The 17,033-nt window shown below is 63.2% G+C and carries 13 protein-coding genes; 11 read left to right on the plus strand and 2 right to left on the minus strand.

Annotated elements, in window-relative coordinates; translation table 11 throughout:
- Positions 1–11 precede the first annotated feature (11 nt).
- Positions 12–2,555, minus strand: coding sequence for an MMPL family transporter (locus I6E73_RS11290; protein ID WP_197125637.1), 2,544 nt, complete (start codon positions 2,553–2,555; stop codon positions 12–14).
- Positions 2,556–2,691: 136 nt separating this feature from the next.
- On the opposite strand from I6E73_RS11290, the gene I6E73_RS11295 reads away from it, so the two are divergent.
- From I6E73_RS11295 to I6E73_RS11310, 4 genes are all read left to right on the plus strand, one after another.
- Positions 2,692–3,267 carry a TetR/AcrR family transcriptional regulator gene (locus I6E73_RS11295; RefSeq protein WP_231600903.1) on the plus strand — a complete coding sequence of 192 codons (576 nt, stop codon included), beginning with the start codon at positions 2,692–2,694 and terminating at the stop codon, positions 3,265–3,267.
- Between the two features lie 66 nt (positions 3,268–3,333).
- A complete protein-coding gene (locus I6E73_RS11300) occupies positions 3,334–5,019 on the plus strand; it encodes a dolichyl-phosphate-mannose--protein mannosyltransferase (RefSeq protein WP_197125648.1) in 1,686 nt (561 codons plus the stop codon).
- Positions 5,020–5,091: 72 nt separating this feature from the next.
- Entirely contained in the window at positions 5,092–6,396 is a 1,305-nt protein-coding gene (locus I6E73_RS11305) for an O-acetylhomoserine aminocarboxypropyltransferase/cysteine synthase family protein (RefSeq protein ID WP_197125650.1), read from the plus strand.
- A gap of 2 nt (positions 6,397–6,398) precedes the next feature.
- Complete coding sequence (locus tag I6E73_RS11310; protein ID WP_197125652.1) at positions 6,399–6,986, plus strand: CoA-binding protein; 588 nt, start codon at positions 6,399–6,401, stop codon at positions 6,984–6,986.
- Between the two features lie 12 nt (positions 6,987–6,998).
- On the opposite strand, the gene I6E73_RS11315 is transcribed toward I6E73_RS11310, so the two are convergent.
- Positions 6,999–7,763 carry a FadR/GntR family transcriptional regulator gene (locus I6E73_RS11315; protein ID WP_197125654.1) on the minus strand — a complete coding sequence of 255 codons (765 nt, stop codon included), beginning with the start codon at positions 7,761–7,763 and terminating at the stop codon, positions 6,999–7,001.
- Positions 7,764–7,976: 213 nt separating this feature from the next.
- Between I6E73_RS11315 and I6E73_RS11320 the strand changes: the two genes are divergently transcribed.
- The 7 genes from I6E73_RS11320 (at position 7,977) to I6E73_RS11350 (ending at position 16,970) form a co-directional block, all read left to right on the plus strand.
- A complete protein-coding gene (locus I6E73_RS11320; protein ID WP_197125656.1) occupies positions 7,977–9,488 on the plus strand; it encodes an ABC transporter substrate-binding protein in 1,512 nt (503 codons plus the stop codon).
- Positions 9,489–9,601: 113 nt separating this feature from the next.
- Positions 9,602–10,549, plus strand: a complete 948-nt coding sequence (locus I6E73_RS11325; protein WP_197125658.1) for an ABC transporter permease — start codon at positions 9,602–9,604, stop codon at positions 10,547–10,549.
- Complete coding sequence (locus tag I6E73_RS11330; RefSeq protein ID WP_197107593.1) at positions 10,546–11,424, plus strand: ABC transporter permease; 879 nt, start codon at positions 10,546–10,548, stop codon at positions 11,422–11,424. The genes I6E73_RS11325 and I6E73_RS11330 overlap by 4 nt, the downstream gene beginning before the upstream one ends.
- Positions 11,421–13,244, plus strand: a complete 1,824-nt coding sequence (locus I6E73_RS11335) for an ABC transporter ATP-binding protein (protein ID WP_197125660.1) — start codon at positions 11,421–11,423, stop codon at positions 13,242–13,244. The genes I6E73_RS11330 and I6E73_RS11335 overlap by 4 nt, the downstream gene beginning before the upstream one ends.
- The gene (locus I6E73_RS11340; RefSeq protein WP_197107597.1) at positions 13,241–14,302 is read left to right on the plus strand and encodes a P1 family peptidase; all 1,062 of its coding nucleotides are present in this window, start codon (positions 13,241–13,243) and stop codon (positions 14,300–14,302) included. The genes I6E73_RS11335 and I6E73_RS11340 overlap by 4 nt, the downstream gene beginning before the upstream one ends.
- Positions 14,299–15,729: an amidase gene (locus tag I6E73_RS11345; RefSeq protein WP_197125664.1), complete on the plus strand. Its 1,431-nt coding sequence runs from the start codon at positions 14,299–14,301 to the stop codon at positions 15,727–15,729. The genes I6E73_RS11340 and I6E73_RS11345 overlap by 4 nt, the downstream gene beginning before the upstream one ends.
- On the plus strand, positions 15,726–16,970 hold the full coding sequence (locus tag I6E73_RS11350) for a CynX/NimT family MFS transporter (protein WP_197125673.1): 1,245 nt from the start codon (positions 15,726–15,728) through the stop codon (positions 16,968–16,970). Before I6E73_RS11345 ends, I6E73_RS11350 begins: the two co-directional genes overlap by 4 nt.
- Positions 16,971–17,033 lie beyond the last annotated feature (63 nt).

Genomic DNA, 17,033 nt, shown 5'->3' on the forward strand with positions numbered 1-17,033 from the left:
AGTGTTAGCGGTTAGCGCTCAGCGGGTGCAGGCTCTGAACTGCTGCTCGCGTCATCCGGAGCAACAACGTGCATGGGGTGACTGCGCTCGAGAGCGGCACCCTCGACATCCACACTGGGCAGGATGCGGTCAAGCCACTTCGGCAGCCACCACGCGGAGGCCCCAAGCAAGTGCATGAGCGACGGGATGAGCAGCATCCGCACGACGAAGGCATCGAACAGCACGCCGACGGCAAGACCGAAGCCGAGCGGGCGCACCATCGCGAGGTGCGAGAAGACGAAGCCTCCGAAGACGGCGATCATGATGATCGCGGCGGCCGTGACAACCGCTCGCCCGCTGCGCAATCCGCTCATGACCGCGGCCCTAGCCGGGACACCGTGAACGTACGCTTCGCGCATGCCCGAAACCAGGAACAACTGGTAATCCATGGCGAGGCCAAACAGCACGCCCATGATGATGATCGGGGCGAAGTTCAACAGCGGCCCCGGATCGGTGACGCCGAAGACGGCACCCAACCAGCCCCACTGGTACACGGCGACCATCGCGCCGAACGCAGCCAGCAGCGACAACACGTAGCCGAGAGTCGCAATAACCGGCACGAGTAGTGAACGGAAGACCAGAATCAGGATGAGCAGCGAGAGCCCCACGACGACGGCGAGGTAGAGCGGCAGCACTCCCGCGAGCTTCTCGGAGATGTCGATGTTTCCGCTGGCCGAACCCGCAACACCGAGTTCGATTCCACCATCGAGCGGCGAACTGTCGCGCAGGTCGTGCACGAGTTGGCCGGTCGACTCACTCGACGGACCGTCAACAGGGATGACCTGGAACGCGAAGTAATCTGACTCATCCGAGACACCGACGGGGGCAACCGCGACGACGTCATCGAAGGCCAGCAGCATGTCGGCGAGGTCGGCTTGCGTCTCGACAACGGCATCCTCCTCCACGCCTTCGGGCAGGGTGGCCGTGACCAAGAGCGCACCGTTCTGCCCGGCACCGAATTCTTCGGCGACCGTCGTGTAGGCGCGGTACTGGGTCGAATCGGCCGGCTCAGACGAACCATCCGGCAAGCCGAGACGCATCGAGAGCGCGGGGATGGCGACCACGAGCAGTCCGAGAATGGCAACCACGAGAATCGCAATCGCCCGGCTCGTGCGCATCGGTCGCGCGGCAACCTGCTTGTGCACCTCATGACCGATTTCCTGGCGGGCACGACGCGACAGAACGCGAGTGCCGAGCAACGACAACAGTGCCGGAGTCAGGCTGACCGCAATAAGAACCGAGACGAGCACGCAGACAGCGCCGACCGTTCCCATCACACCGAGGAACGGGATGCCGCTGACATTGAGGGCGAGCAAAGCCACCAACACCGTCGACCCGGCAAACAACACCGCGTTGCCCGACGTTCCATTGGCGAGACCGATCGACTCGTGGAGCTCCATGCCCGCCGCCAACTGACGACGGTGACGCTGCACGATAAAGAGGGTGTAGTCGATGCCGACCGCGAGGCCCAACATCACACCGAGAATCGGAGTAACCGAGGTCATTTCTACGACGCCCGACAGAGCGAGCGAACCCGCAACACCCACACCAACACCAATGAGCGATGACACAATCGGCAGCACCGCAGGCAAGAACGAGCGGAACAGCACGAGCAAGACGAGCCCGGCCAGCAGCACACCGATCAACTCGCCGATGCCGAGAAGGCCATCGGTCGAGGTCGCAATCGACGACGAGTAGTCGACGGTTACTCCATCGATCTGGATGGCATCGAGCTCAGCAGCGATCGCACTCTTCGTCTCCCCCGAGAGGTCGAGCAGTTCGCTGTCGAACGTGAGGAGGCCGAGCGCCGTAGCGCCATCGTCGGAGACAAAGGTGATTGCGGCGGCGGCATCCATGAGGCGCTCGCCGTAGCCAAGCTGCTGCTCCTGCTCGTCGAGCAGCGTCGTGTTCTCGTCGATCGTGGCCTGCTGGGCGGTGAGCTCGGCTAGTCCGGCATCAATCTGAGCCTGTTGGGCATCGAACTGAGCGACGGATGCCTCGTAGAAGCCTGCCGCTTTGGCCTGCTCAATCGCGGCATCCAGTTGGGTCTGACCAGCCTCAAGTTCTTGAGCGCCTGCATCCAATTGGGCCTGGCCGTCACTGATCTGCTGCTTGCCTGCGTCGATCTGCTCGCGACCGTCCACGATCTGTTGCGCTTGCTCGTCGCGTTGGGCGTCAGTCTCGAAGGGGTCGATGACCGCGCTGACATCGTTCTGTGAGGTGAGCTCGGCGAGAGCATCCGTGATCTCAGACTGCTGCGAAGCAGAGAACGCTTCGCCGTCTTTTGAACCGAACACAACGGTGGCGGAGATGCCGCCAATGTCGCCGAGGCGGTCGGTGAGTTCGGAGGCCACACGCTCTGTTTCAGTGCCGGGAATCGACATCGTCGACGACAGCGTGCCGCCGAAGAGGGCGAAGCCACCAACGGCGAGACCAAGAACAGCGATCCAGCTCACGATAAAGAGCCAAGCGCGGCGGGCCGAGAGACGGCCAAGGCGATACAGAAGTTCAGCCATGCTGAAGAGGACCTCTCGTAGAAAACAGTACGGGGCACTTCATCGGGCCATGGCCATCGTATTCGTCTTTGACGAGTTTTCCAACAACTGTCGGAAAACTCACATTCGCGGCGAGATTGTCTGCCAGAATCAAAGAATGGATGTGCGCGTAGAACGAACAAGACAGAGCCTGCAGCAGGCACTCTTCGCCCTCACCCAAGAACGCGCCTTCGACGAAGTAACCGTCAGCGACATCGCCGAACGCGCCGGCGTCAACCGCAGCAGCTTCTACCAGCACTACGCCGACAAAGAGACCCTGTTGGCCTTCGCCATCGAAGCCGCGGCGGATGAGGCCGGCGTTCAACTGGCAGACCTCGACCCCGAAAGTGCCACAGCCCCGCCCGCGCTCAGCAACTATCTCGGCCACATCGATGCCAATGCGGCGGTCTACTCCAGCGCCCTAGGACCACGCGGTTCAGCCCTCGTCGCCTCGCGCATGCGCACCCGGCTCAAACAGATCGTGCGCGAAGGAATCATCAACCACGGCAGCGACCAGCTGGAAGGCATCGCCCTCGACATCGAAAGTGCCAGCATCACCGGCGCAACCTTCGGCATCATCGAAGCGTGGCTCGCCATGGAACCGCGCCCATCGGCCGAGACCGCAGTGACCTGGATCTGGCAGTCCTTCGGAACCCCGAGTGGGCGCTGGGACGAAATCTTTCCCGCGAGCTAGCGTCGACTCCCCCAGAACACTGGGCTCCGGTCTGCAGCGCATGGTTTCCCTCAGTACCATTGCGGGGTGAGCCAGACGAACCCGCGCGACTTCGACGACATCCTGTCGAACGAGTCGCCGGCACGTGCGTCTGAGATTTCGGACGGCTCAGAGGCTTCGGATTCTTCAGCACCCTCGGGCCGCCACTATGCCGCCGACGAGGGCTCTGGGCTCGATCATTGGTGGGCGGCGAGAAGTCCGCTGACCCGCCGCTGGCTCGGGTGGGCTGGGCCGGCGATTGTGGTGCTGATCGCAGCATTCACGCGACTGGTTGGCCTCGGGCATCCGTCGTCGCTGGTGTTTGACGAGACCTTCTATGTGAAGGATTCGTGGACGCTAGTGAATCTCGGCTACGAGGCACAGTGGCCAGCCGAAGCCGATGCCCTGTTCAACAGCGGCAAGGTCAACATCTTTCTGAATGACCCGTCGTTTGTGGTGCATCCGCCACTCGGCAAGTGGCTGATCGGGTTGGGCATGCTGCCGGGCGGAGGCGAAGATCCCTTTGGCTGGCGCATCGCGACCGCCATTGTCGGCATTCTCGCGGTCGTGGTGCTCATGCTGATCGCCAAGAAACTGTTTGGCTCCACGCTGTTGGCGACTCTCGCCGGGCTGTTGATGGCGATCGATGGCAACGCGATTGTCATGAGTCGGGTCGCGTTGCTCGACAACTTTGTGATGATCTTCGCCCTGCTCGGGGTCGGTGCGATGCTGCTGGATCGCGAGCATTCGGCCACCCGGCTGGCGCTGTGGAGCAGTCGCCGTGGGCTCCGCGGCGCGAGCACCGAATGGGGTCCTGCGTTGTGGTGGCGGCCCTGGCTCATTCTCGCCGCCGTCGCCTTCGGGCTTGCTGCCGCCGTCAAATGGAATGGTCTCTATTTTTTGGCCGCCTTCGCCGTCTACAGCCTGGTAGTGGATGCTCTGGCGCGCCGCAGCGCCGGCATCAGCTTCTGGGGCTCCGGCACTCTCTTCAAGCAAGCCCCCGTCAGCTTCCTGCTGACCGTGCCGATTGCGCTGCTCGTGTACCTCAGCACGTGGACCGCCTGGTTCCTCAGCGACAACAGCTACGACCGCAACTGGGCCGAAAACGACGGCAACGCGTGGACAGGTTTCTTCAGCTGGGTGCCGCTCGACCTGCAAAGCCTGTGGCACTTTCAGTCGAGCGTCTACAGCTACCACGTGGGCGAAAGCCGACCACATCCGTATCAAGCAAACCCGCTGACCTGGCTGCTGCTCATCCGCCCCACGAGCATGTTCTACGAAAACTTGTCCCGCGGCGACGACGGCTGTCTCGCGGATGCCTGCGGCGCCTCCATCTCTGGAATCGCCAACCCCATCATCTGGTGGGCTGCGACCGCGGCCATGCTGTATCTCGTGTACCGACTGGTGCGCTACCGCCAGTGGCAGACCGGCTTCATTCTGATGGGCGTCGCCGCCGGCTACCTGCCGTGGTTGCTCTACCTGAACCGCACCGTGTTCCAGTTCTACACAATCGTGTTCGAGCCGTACCTGATCCTGGCGCTCGTGGCCGCACTCGGGGTGATCATCGGCAGATCCGACGACGATCGCTATCGACGCACGAGCGGGCTCGGCGTCGTCGCCGTCTTTGTCGTCGTCGCCATCGCGGTCAGCGTGTTCTTCTGGCCGCTCTGGACCGGCCAAACCATCGACTACGACCTGCTGCGACTGCGCTGGTGGCTGCCGACGTGGATCTAGACCGACCACTTTCGTGGCGTTCTGTTACGGCGAAAGACCGCTGGCGGCATCCGTTCTCTGTAGCCTGAAGCCATGGCTGATCGCGACTATGGTTTCCGCACGCGTGCAATTCACGCGGGCAACATCCCTGATGCGGCGACGGGCGCTCGCGCTCTGCCGATCTATCAGACCAGCGCCTACGTCTTTGATGACACCGCGGATGCCGCAGCCCGCTTCGCTCTGCAGAAGTACGGCAACATCTATTCCCGGCTGGCCAACCCCACGGTCGCCAGCTTTGAGGAACGCGTCGCTTCGCTCGAGGGTGGCCTCGGCGCTGTGGCCACCGGCAGCGGACTGAGCGCGCAATTCATCACGTTCGCGGCGCTCGCGGGGGCTGGCGATCACATTGTCTCGAGTGCCAACCTCTATGGCGGCTCGATTACGCAGTTGGATGTCACGCTGCGCCGTTTCGGGGTCGAGACCACGTTTGTGCGCTCCTCCGACCCTGCCGACTATGCGGCAGCGATCACCCCGAAGACGAAGCTGATCTTTGCGGAGACCATCGCGAATCCCTCCGGCGAGATCGCGGACATTGAGGGACTCGCTGAGGTCGCGCACGCCCACAACATTCCGCTCGTTATCGACTCGACGGTCGCGACCCCGTACTTGAGCCGCCCGATCGAGTGGGGCGCCGATATCGTCACTCACTCGGCGACCAAGTTTCTCGGCGGTGCCGGCACAACTCTCGGCGGTGTCGTCGTGGAGAGCGGCCGTTTCGACTGGGCTAACGAACACTTCCCCCTCTTCGATGAGCCTGTTCCCAGTTATGGCGGCCTCAACTGGAGCGGCAACTTTGGCGAATACGCCTTCCTCACCCGGCTGCGCGCTGAGCAGTTGCGCGACATCGGGCCCGCCCTTGCGCCGCACTCGGCCTGGTTGCTCGCGACCGGTGTTGAGACTCTGCCTTTCCGGATGCAAGCCCACGTCGACAACGCCCGCATCGTTGCCGAGTGGCTCGAAGCCGACCCGCGCATCGAAACTGTGTACTGGGCTGGCCTGCCGGGGCATCCGCATTTCGAGCGTGCGCAGAAGTATTTGCCCAAGGGTGCCGGCTCGGTGTTCTCGTTCGAGGTTCGCGGCGCGGGAACGCAGAACAGTCGGGCCGTCGGTCAGAAGTTCATTGAGAGCGTTGAGCTAGCCAGCCACCTTGCCAACATTGGTGATGCGAAGACGCTCGTGATTCATCCCGCGTCAACGACTCACGCGCAACTCACCGAGCAACAGCTCATCGACGGCGGCGTACTGCCGGGTGTCGTGCGCATTAGCGTGGGAATCGAAGATCCAGAAGACATCATCGCCGACCTCGATCAGGCGTTGACCATCGCAGTGAAGGGCTAAGGATGTCGACAGAAGAAGTGCAGACCACCCAGCTCAGCAATGGGCTCACGTGCGATCTGCCCGCCAGTTCTCCGCTCGCCAAACTGCTCAAGTCGCAGCGAACCTGGGTGGGGCCGGATGCCAAAAAGCGTGCCGCGATCCTGCGCGCGGCGAAGTCAATCGCCATTGTCGGGGCCTCCCCCAATCCCTCACGGTCGAGCTACTTCGTGGGCACGTATCTGCTGCAGTCCACCGACTACCGCGTGTACTTCGTGAACCCCAACGCCGACACGATTCTGGGCCACAAGGCCTATCCCGACCTCGCGTCGCTGCCCGAAGTGCCCGACATCGTCGACGTGTTTCGCAAGGCCAGCGACATTCCCGCCGTGGTCGAGGACGTACTCGCCATCGGCGCACTGCATGGCCAGAATCCGGCCGTGTGGGTTCAGCTCGGAATCTGGAATGAAGAGGCCGCCGTTTACGCCGAATCGCAGGGACTCACCATCGTCATGGACCGTTGCCTTAAAGTCGAGCACGCACGCTTCAACGGTGGCCTCAACCTCATGGGTTTCGACACCGGGGTTATCTCGTCACGTCGCGCCCGGCGCTAGCCTCACGGGGCGTTACTCGCTCGGCACTCCCAGCAGGGCAAGGCCGTTGCGATCGCCGTGCTCGATCATGTCGCCGTAGTACTCAATCACGAAGGTGCGGGCGAGCTGCCCAGCCCGAGCGCCATCCTGGGCTTCGATGGCGTTGAAGATTTCGTAGTCATGGGCGAGCGACAGCTTCATTTGCGCGCCGGAGTCTGGCGCACTGTCGATGCGGTCGTTCACCAGATCAACGAGCGCGCCGCGGGCGGCGTCACCGCAGATCTGCATGAGTTGATTGTGGCTTGCCTCCCACACCGTGGCGTGGAATTCGACATCCGCTTGGCTAAACGCCGCTGAGCCGCCAGCGATGCTCGACTCCATGGCTTCGACCGCGGTGCGCATTACTTCAAGCTGTTCTGGTGTGCGATGTTCGGCAGCCAGGGTGCAGGATGCCCCTTCGAGCATGACGCGGAATTCGACCAGTTCAGAGAGCTTGATCGTGCCACTGCGCACCAGCCGGTTCATCGCTTTGTGCAACGTTGCTGGCGACGCTTGAAGAATTTCGGGTCCGCGAGGATCGCCGGGGCGTGAGCGCACCAGCCCACCGCTTTCGAGCACACGAAGGGCTTCGCGCACGGTCGCGCGGCTCACAGCGAAGGTGCCCATCAGGTCTCGTTCGCTCGGCAGACGATCTCCGGGGTTGAGTTGACGCGTGGCGATCGCTTGCTCGATCTGTTCCACGATCGCTTCATACGCGCGCACAGGCTTGACGGCGACGAACTCAGTTTTGTCAGTCATCTACTTTCCTTTTGCACATCATTGTTGCCGATTTTTAATCATTTCGCGCCCCGTGTTGACGACCCTCGTGGAGCGTGCAACACTATCGGACACGTCCCAAGTGTACTGGTCAGACCAGTTGTTTCGGGCCGTTATCCATCACATTTCACCCCCGTTTCGCACCACTCCCTTTCCCGCAATAAATCGGAAACAAACCAAGGAGATTGTCAAGACATGAGGTCCTTTACCCGGCGGAAATCCCTCGCCATCACCGCAACCGCAATGGTTGCTTCCCTCGCGCTCGTCGGATGTTCAGCCGCCGACGATTCCAGCGATGCTGCCGCAAGCACCGAGCTTGTTGTCGGCCTGCTTGCTTCCCCGGCAAGCCTCGACTACTCGACCACCGGCGGTGCCGCGATCCCGCAGGCACTGCTTTACAACGTCTACGAAGGCCTCGTCAAAATCGACAACGCCGGCGACATCCAGCCACTGCTCGCCGAGTCCTACACGGTCAGTGATGATGGACTCGTCTACACGTTCCTCCTGCACGAGGGCGTGACCTTCTCCAACGGCTCGCCCTTCACCGCCGAGAGCGTCAAATTCAGCCTCGAACGCGTCGCCGACAACTGGACCGCCAACGGCCCCGGCTACCTCGACCCCATCTCCTCCGTGGATGTGGTGTCGGACACCGAAGTAACCATTACACTCAGCACCCCGAGCAACAGCTGGCTCTTCAACATGGCTGGCCCGGTCGGAACGATGTTCAGCCCCGACGGCATCGATGATCTCGCCACCGATCCAGTCGGCACCGGCCCCTACGACGTGAGCGAATTCACCTCGGGTACCAGCCTCGAGCTGACCGAACGCGACGACTACTGGGGCGAAGCACCCTTCATGAGCGACGTCACGTTCAACTACTACGCCGACGCCACCGCCCAGACAAACGCGCTGTTGGGTGGAGACATCGACCTCATCTCCGCGCTCACCGCGTACCAGCTCATCGGCCAGTTCGAATCGGATGACGACTTCGCCGTCTACGAAGGAACATCAACCGGCGAGACCACGATGACCTTGAACAACCAGAGCGACGCCTTCAGCGACGTTCGCGTTCGTCAAGCTGTCATGTACGCCGTCGACCGCCAGGCAGTGCTCGACACCGTGAACAGCGGCTACGGTTCGATCATCGGCTCGATGGTTCCGCCGACTGACCCCTGGTTCGATGACTCACTCGTTGACCTCTACCCCTACGACCCCGCCAAGGCAGAAGCACTTTTGGCCGAAGCAGGCGTCAGTGACCTCACCGTTTCGATGAAGCTCCCGAACCTGCCCTACGCGGTGGATGCCGGACAGGTCGTCAAGGATCAGCTCGCGCAGGTCGGCATCACCGCCGACGTCACCACGCTGGAGTTCCCCGCAGTCTGGCTCGACGAGGTCTTCACCAACCACGATTACGACATCTCGATCATCGCTCACACCGAACCGCGCGATGTCAGCGCATTTGCGGCGCCAACCTACTACGCGGGATACGACAACCCCGAAGTAATGGCACTGTTCGCTGAAGCAGACGCGAGCGACGAAGAAACCTTCGTCGAGTTGATGAAGGAAGCCACCGCGACCATGGCCGAAGAAGCCGCGGCCGACTGGCTCTTCCTGAACCCGAACGTGACGGCGGCAGACGCTGACCTCACCGGGGTTCCGCTGAACGCGCCGACGTTGTCATTCGACCTGACAACAATCGCACGCTAGAACTAGCCTCACCAGCACCACTCCCCTGACGGGTGGGGCCGGTACGTCACCATCCCTGACGCTCCGGCTCCGCCCGCCAGGCCCCAGATCCATCACTGCGAAAAGGCCCAATCATGTTGTTGACCATCGCCCGCCGAATCGGCATCTTTGCTGCGACTCTGGTGGCGGCATCCATCATCACCTTCTTGATGCTGTCGATCCTCCCCGGCAACGCGGCGCGCGTCGCCCTCGGCATCGACGCCACCGAAGCTCAAGTCGCCGCCCAAGAGCAACTCATGGGCCTCGACCGCCCCCTCTACGCTCAGTTCTTCGACTGGTTCGGACACCTCCTCATCGGCGACTTCGGCACCTCAACGGTGTCGGGTCAAGAAATTGGGCCCCAGATCGGCGACGCTCTTGCCATCACCGGAGTGCTCGTGATCTCCAGCGTGATCCTCGCGCTGCTCTTCGCCATCCCCATGGGCATCCTCTCGGCCGTTCGCCAGAACAAAGCCGACGGCGTGATCATCTCCGGCATCAGCCAGATCGGAATCTCGATCCCCGGCTTTCTCTTCGGAATCCTTCTTGTGGCGCTCTTCGCCGTCAAGCTCAAATGGCTGCCGGCTGGAGGCTGGGACGACCCGGGAGAAGACTTCGTCGGGTTCCTTGAGCACCTCATCCTTCCGGCCATCGCGCTCGGCTCGGTGCAGGGCGCAGTGCTCAGCCGCTACGTTCGCTCGTCGGTACTCGAGGTGATGCGCGAGGACTTCCTTCGCACCGCCCGCGCCAAGGGCCTCGCCCCCAACCGTGCGCTCATGCGACACGGCCTTCGTAACGCCGCCATTCCTGTGATGACCGTGCTCGGCCTTCAAATTGCCTCGCTGCTGATTGGCGCCGTCGTCATCGAACGCGTCTTCGCGATCCCCGGCCTCGGCAGCCTCCTGCTCGACAAGGTGGCCCTGCGCGACCTGCCAAGCATCCAAGGAATTGTGATGGTTCTCGTGGCCCTCGTACTGCTGCTCAACCTTCTCATCGACATCGCCTACACCATCGTTGACCCCCGACTCCGGAGCGCATCATGACGACAACCACTCCCGCTCCCGCAGCCCCGCGCCTGCGCAAAAACGCCATTCCTTCGGGCAAACGCCGCAACGGCAACCTCGTCGTCGGCATCATCCTGATCGGGCTCATCGTCTTTGCCGCAGTGCTCTCTGCGTTCTGGACTCCGTTCGACCCCGAAGGTGTCTTTCCCGGAGAACTTCTGCTTCCGCCCGGTGCCGAGCACCTCCTCGGCACCGACAACTTCGGTCGCGACGTACTCAGCTCGATCCTTCGTGGCGCCCAAATTTCACTGATCGTCGGAATCGTCGCCGTCGGCATTGCGGCTGTACTCGGAGTTCCTTTCGGAATCGTCGCTGGCATGAACCCAGGACGACTCGACCAGTTCATGATGCGCGGCAACGACATCCTGCTCGCCTTCCCCGCCCTGCTGCTCGCCATCATCTTCGGTGCCGTCTTCGGAGCAAACACCACCACCGCGATGGTCGCGCTCGGCATCGGTTCAGCGCCATCCTTCGCCTCAATCGCCCGCAGTGGCACTCAACAGGTGATGAGCCGTGAGTATGTGCAGGCGTCCAAAGCCTCCGGAAAAAACGGCTGGTTCGTGGGCGTCAAGCACGTGCTGCCCAACATCTCCGGAATTCTTATCGTGCAAGCATCCGTCTCCTTCGGCATCGCCGTGCTTGCCGAAGCAGCCCTCTCCTACCTCGGCCTCGGCACCACCCCGCCGACCCCCTCCTGGGGCCGCATGCTGCAAGACGCCCAGGGCTACCTCTACGTTCAACCGCTCTTGGTCGTCTGGCCCGGAATCGCGATCGCGATTGCGGTGCTCGGCTTCAACCTCCTCGGTGACGGATTACGCGACCGGCTCGACCCCAGAATGCAGGTAAAACGATGACCACGACAGACTCCCCCATCGAACCGACGCTCAGCGTTCGCAACCTCACCGTCAACTCCGCCTTCGCCGAGCTACTGCACGGCATCAGCTTCGACATCGCCCCCGGAGAGCGCGTCGGACTCATCGGAGAATCCGGTTCCGGCAAGTCCCTGACCGCAACATCCGTCATGGGCTTGCTGCCCGAGACGCTCGCAGCCAATGGCGAGATTCACCTTGCCGGCGGCCACGGAGATCTCGTACACGCCTCCGAATCGAAGCTGAGCCAGTTGCGCGGCAACACCATGGCCATGGTCTTTCAGGAGCCCATGACCGCACTGAACCCGCTCATGAAGGTTGGCGCGCAGGTTGCCGAGATCATGACCCAGCACCGCACGGTGCCTTCCGGCCAGACTGCCGCCGCCCGCGCCGTAGAACTGTTGGCGCAAGTGAAGCTGCCGAAGCCCGCCGAAGCCGCGCTCGCGTTCCCCCACCAGCTCTCGGGTGGTCAACGCCAGCGCGTCATGCTCGCCATGGCGATGGCCAACGACCCCCAGCTGCTGCTGTGCGACGAACCGACCACCGCTCTGGATGTCACGGTGCAGGCAGAAGTACTGCGCCTGATCGAGGGGCTCGTCACCGAACGCGGCACCTCGCTCCTCTTCATCACCCACGACATCGGAGTGGTCGCTGAGGTCTGCGAGCGCGTGCTCGTGATGTACAAGGGCGACATTGTGGAAGACGGAACGGTGGAGCAGGTCATCACCAACCCGCAGCATCCGTATACGAAAGCACTCATCGCCGCGTCGAACCTTTCTGTCGTGGATGAGCGGGGTCGCCTGCACACGATTGCGACCAGTGCGATCACGCTTCCCACCGCTGCCGAGCTCGCCGCTGCGCTGGAGGAGCCTGCTGCTCCGACCGCCCCGGTGGAGCCGACCATCGCCACTCCGGCGTCAGCAAGCACGCTCGATTTCGTCATCCCTCACCAGCGCCGCACCGACCCGGATGAGCGGATCATCTTTAACGAAATCGAGGGCGAGCCGCTGATTCGGGTGCGCGACCTCACGCGCCAGTACAAGCGCCGCGGTGGTGGCAAGCTCTTCGGCAAACCGCCCGTCGTGCACGGTCTACGCGGGCTTGATTTCGATGTGGCCAAGGGCCAGCGCTTCGGCATCGTCGGCGAATCAGGGTCGGGAAAGTCGACGCTGATGCGCTTGATGTGTGCCCTCGATGAGCCCACCGGCGGCAGCATCACGGTCTCCGGGCAAGAGCTTGCGGGCGCGAAGGAGCGCGAGTTGCGCGACTTCCGCAGCCAAGTGCAGATCGTGTTCCAAGACCCCATGGGGTCACTCGATCCGCGCATGAAGGTCGAGCAGATCGTGGCTGAGCCACTGCGCGGGGTTAGCCGCGATGAGTCCCGCGAGCGAGTGATTGCCCAGCTGGAATCTGTTGGCCTTGACGCGGATGTCATGCACCGTCATCCGCACCAGTTCTCCGGTGGTCAGCGCCAGCGCATTTCGATCGCGCGGGCCCTCATCACGCGTCCTCGCGTGTTGGTGGCCGATGAGGCAGTGAGCGCTCTGGATGTTTCGGTACGCGCACAGGTGCTCAACCTGCTCTCAGACCTAGTCGACGAGTACGCACTCACGCTGTTGTTCGTCTCGCATGACCTCGGGGTTATCCGGCACGCGTGCGACACCGTTGCGGTGCTGTCGGATGGTCGCATCGTCGAATGCGGACCGACAGACGACGTCTACGACAATCCCCTTCACCCGTACACCCAGAAGCTCGTGAGTGCGACACCGTCGATCTCCGAGCTCGCCGGACGGGCCCGCTCGTGAGCGGCGCAGCCGGCGCCGGCCGTCGCGACGTTGGTTCCATTACTGATGTCGACGGCATCCGCGTTGGTCAGGTCAACAAGCAGGGCGATGGCTGGCTCAGCGGTGTGACCGTGGTGTTGCCTGACGCCGACACCATCGGCGGCGTTGATGTGCGAGGCGGTGGCCCCGGCACCCACGAAACCGATGCCCTCGATCCACGCACGCTGGTGCCCACGGTCGATGCAGTTGTACTCACGGGCGGGAGTGCTTTTGGGCTCGCTACGGCCCAGGGCGCTCAGCGCTGGTGTGCCGAGGATGAGCGCGGAATTCTCGTCGGCACTCTCCCCCACGAGGTGGTGCCGATTGTTCCCGCTGCCGCAATTTTTGATCTCGGGCGCGGTGGAGAATTCGGCAACCGCCCTACCGAGCAGATGGGCTACGACGCCGCAGCAGCCGCTGCCGCCAGCCCACCCTTCAGCCCTGTTGAGCGCGGCAACGTCGGTGCTGGCACCGGTGGCGCGCTCGGCGGACTCTACAAGGGCGGCGTCGGCACAGCCTCGGTCACTCTCCCCGGAGACAACGGAGACATCGTTGTCGGGGCCATCGTGGTCGTGAATGCGGTCGGGATGCCGTGGCTTCCCCAGACGGCTGCGTCCACTACCGCAGGCGGTAAAGCTGCAGCCGCGGCGGCTGGCCTCGAGCCGGTGCGTTCGGCATCGCCGCCGCAGGGACTCAACACGACCATCGCTGTAGTCGCGACGAATGCGATTCTCGATCCGGCGGAAGCGTCGCGCACGGCGACGACCGCCCACGATGGGTTCGCTCGGGTGTTGAACCCCGTGCACACGCTCACCGATGGCGACACCATTTTTGTGCTCGCTACGTCCAAGAAGGAACTGGCCGGCGATGACCGCAGCGGCCGCGTAGCGTCGCTCTTCGCCTTGCAGACGGCAGCAGCAGAAGCGATGCGTCTCGCCATTCTGGATGCCATTGATTGCGCTCGCACCGTGACGACCCCGGTCGTGACTCTGGAACGTTTCCCTCTCCCCACTGACCTCGACTGGAGCGTCCTCGCATGACCGCCACCCCCACCGGCAGCACCGCATCGCTGGCAACGCTGACCGCTACTGAACTTGTTTCTCTCTTCGCGAGCCGAGCGATCTCCCCCGTGGAGGTCACCCGCGCTGTGCTCGAGCGAGCGGAAGCCAAGCAGGCTGAGCTGAACTGTTTTTATGCCATCGATGCCGCGGGGGCTACCACTGCGGCTGAGGCGAGCGAGAAGCGCTGGGCTGCTGGCGAACCACTGGGCGCCATCGACGGCGTTCCGGCCACGATCAAAGAGAACGTAGCGCTGGCCGGCTTCAGCCAGCCTTCGGGCACGGCAGCGAAGTTCGACGCGCCTCCGGCCACCGCCGACGGCCCTCTCGCGGCCCGCCTCAAAGAATCGGGTTGCGTCATTTTCGGCATCACTGTGATGCCTGACTACGGGATGCTCTCCTCGGGTGTCTCGTCGCTGCACGGCATCACCCGCAGCCCCTGGAACCCCGCGTGGACTGTTGGTGGTTCCAGTGGTGGAGCCGGTGCTGCAGCGGCGGCGGGCGTTGGCCCGCTGCACTCTGGTTCTGACATCGGCGGATCACTGCGCCTTCCGGCAACGTGGCTCGGGCTTGTCACGCTCAAGCCCAGCTCTGGACGCGTCGCCGTCGATCCGCCCTACATGGGGCGCGTCGCTGGCCCCCTCACCCGCACGGTCGATGACGCTGCTCTCATGATGAGCGTGATGACGCGACCCGACATTCGTGACTACACGAGCCTCGGCCAGCAAGATCTCGACTGGAGCGACATCCACTATCCCGACCTTGATTCTGCGATGCGCGGCAAGAAGGTCGCCTTCCACTTGGAGGGTGGCGCCGGCTTGCCGACCGACCCCGAGGTTGCTGCTGCAATTCAGGATGCCGTCAGCCACTTTGCTGCCGCCGGTGCCGAGATCACAGAGATAGCTCCGCCCATGACCGAGGAGTATCTCGATGACCTCGACATGTTCTTGCGCGTGCGTTCGCTCGGAGACTTCGAGGCGCTGAGCCCGGAGCGTCAAGCGATGGTGCTGCCGTTCATCCAAGACTGGGTACTCGCCGGTCAGGGAGTCACGGGCGTTGAATCACTGCGTCACTACCAAACGATTCAGTCGATGCGTGCCAGCACGGTGCGCTCCACCGCGCCCTACGATCTGGTGCTGTCTGCTGCCTCGCCCGTCGCGGCGTTCCCTGCCGAGTGGCCGATGCCCAGCAATGATGCCGCAACCTCGCTGCACCACATTGCCTACACGGCTCCCTACAATTTCTCGGAACAGCCAGCATCGACACTGAACTGTGGTTTCACCGCCGACGGTCGCCCGATCGGACTACAGATCGCCGGGCGCCGCTATGACGACCTCGAAGTCATGCGCGCCAGCCACTGGTACGAGCAGACCCGCCCGTCCGACGCCGCCCCGGCTTGGCCACTGTGAATCGACGCTGGGGCGGCCCCCTCGCCCTGGCCGGCATCCTGCTCGTCGCCCTGAACCTTCGCCCAGCGGTTGCGTCGTTGTCACCGATTATTGTCGCCGTGCAGCGGGACATTTCGCTCGACAGCGTTGCTCTCGGCATCCTCGGTATGCTTGCGCCGGCATGTTTCGCTGTCGCCGGCCTCACGATGCATCTGATCAGTCGTCGCCTGCACGCCGAGTGGATTCTGCTTGGCGCTCTCGTAGCGATTGTGGGCGGTCAGCTTGTGCGTGCGACGAGCTTCTCCTTCGCGGGTCTGCTCGTCGGTGGCATCTTTGCCTTCCTCGGCATGGGCATCGCGAACGTTCTTTTGCCGCCGCTGGTCAAGAAGTACTTCCCGCGACGCATCGGGCTCGTCACGTCGCTGTATGTGACGCTTATCTCCGTTGGCGCGCTCGTGCCACCATTGCTGGCAGTGCCTCTCGCGCAGGCGACGGGGTGGCGTGAGTCGCTCGGCTCGTGGGCACTCATAGGCATGCTGGCGATCATCCCGTGGATCGCACTCGTTATCGGGCGCCGCAGTCGAGACACCGCCAATGCCGCCTCCACAATCCCGACGCCCCGCATCGGTGGCCTCTGGAAATCACGAATCGCGTGGGGTGTTTCGCTCATCTTCGCCATCTCCAGCTTCAACGGCTACGCCATGTTCGCGTGGCTGCCACCCCTGCTGGTAGCGACCGCGGGAAGCACCGAAACCGAAGCCGGGCAACTTCTCTCGCTATTCGCGACCATCGGCATCCCCGCCGCCATTTTTGTGCCCATTATCGCGAATCGGATGCGCGAACCCCTGCACCTCGTCTACCCGGGCGTCGCCGCCTTCGTTGTCGGATATCTCGGCCTCATTCTGGCGCCATCGGTCATGACCTGGCTGTGGGTATCCATCCTCGGAATCGGCACGCTGATCTTTCCGCTGAGCCTGCTGCTGGTCAACCTGCGCACCCTCACCTTCGAAGGATCGATCGCGCTCAGCGGTTTCGTGCAGGGAGTCGGTTACGTGCTCGGAGCCCTCGGACCGCTGTCGGTCGGTGTCGTTCACGCCATCTCGGGCAACTGGACGGCGCCCCTCATCGTGCTGCTCGTCGCCTCTGCCGTGGTTGGTGGCGTCGCACTGCTGCTGATGACGCCGGGAACTCTAGAGAATCCGGGCGGGGGCTCGCGGCGGTCGCATGCTGCTGCTGCCGCCTCTACGCCAACTCGCGCTTGAGCTCAGGCAGAAACTGCGAGTCGCGGTCGTCGTCCGCAGCGTCGTCAGTCCGTTGAGGCCCGC

The sequence above is a fragment of the Salinibacterium sp. SWN248 genome (genome assembly GCF_015864575.1).
Lineage (GTDB): Bacteria > Actinomycetota > Actinomycetes > Actinomycetales > Microbacteriaceae > Rhodoglobus.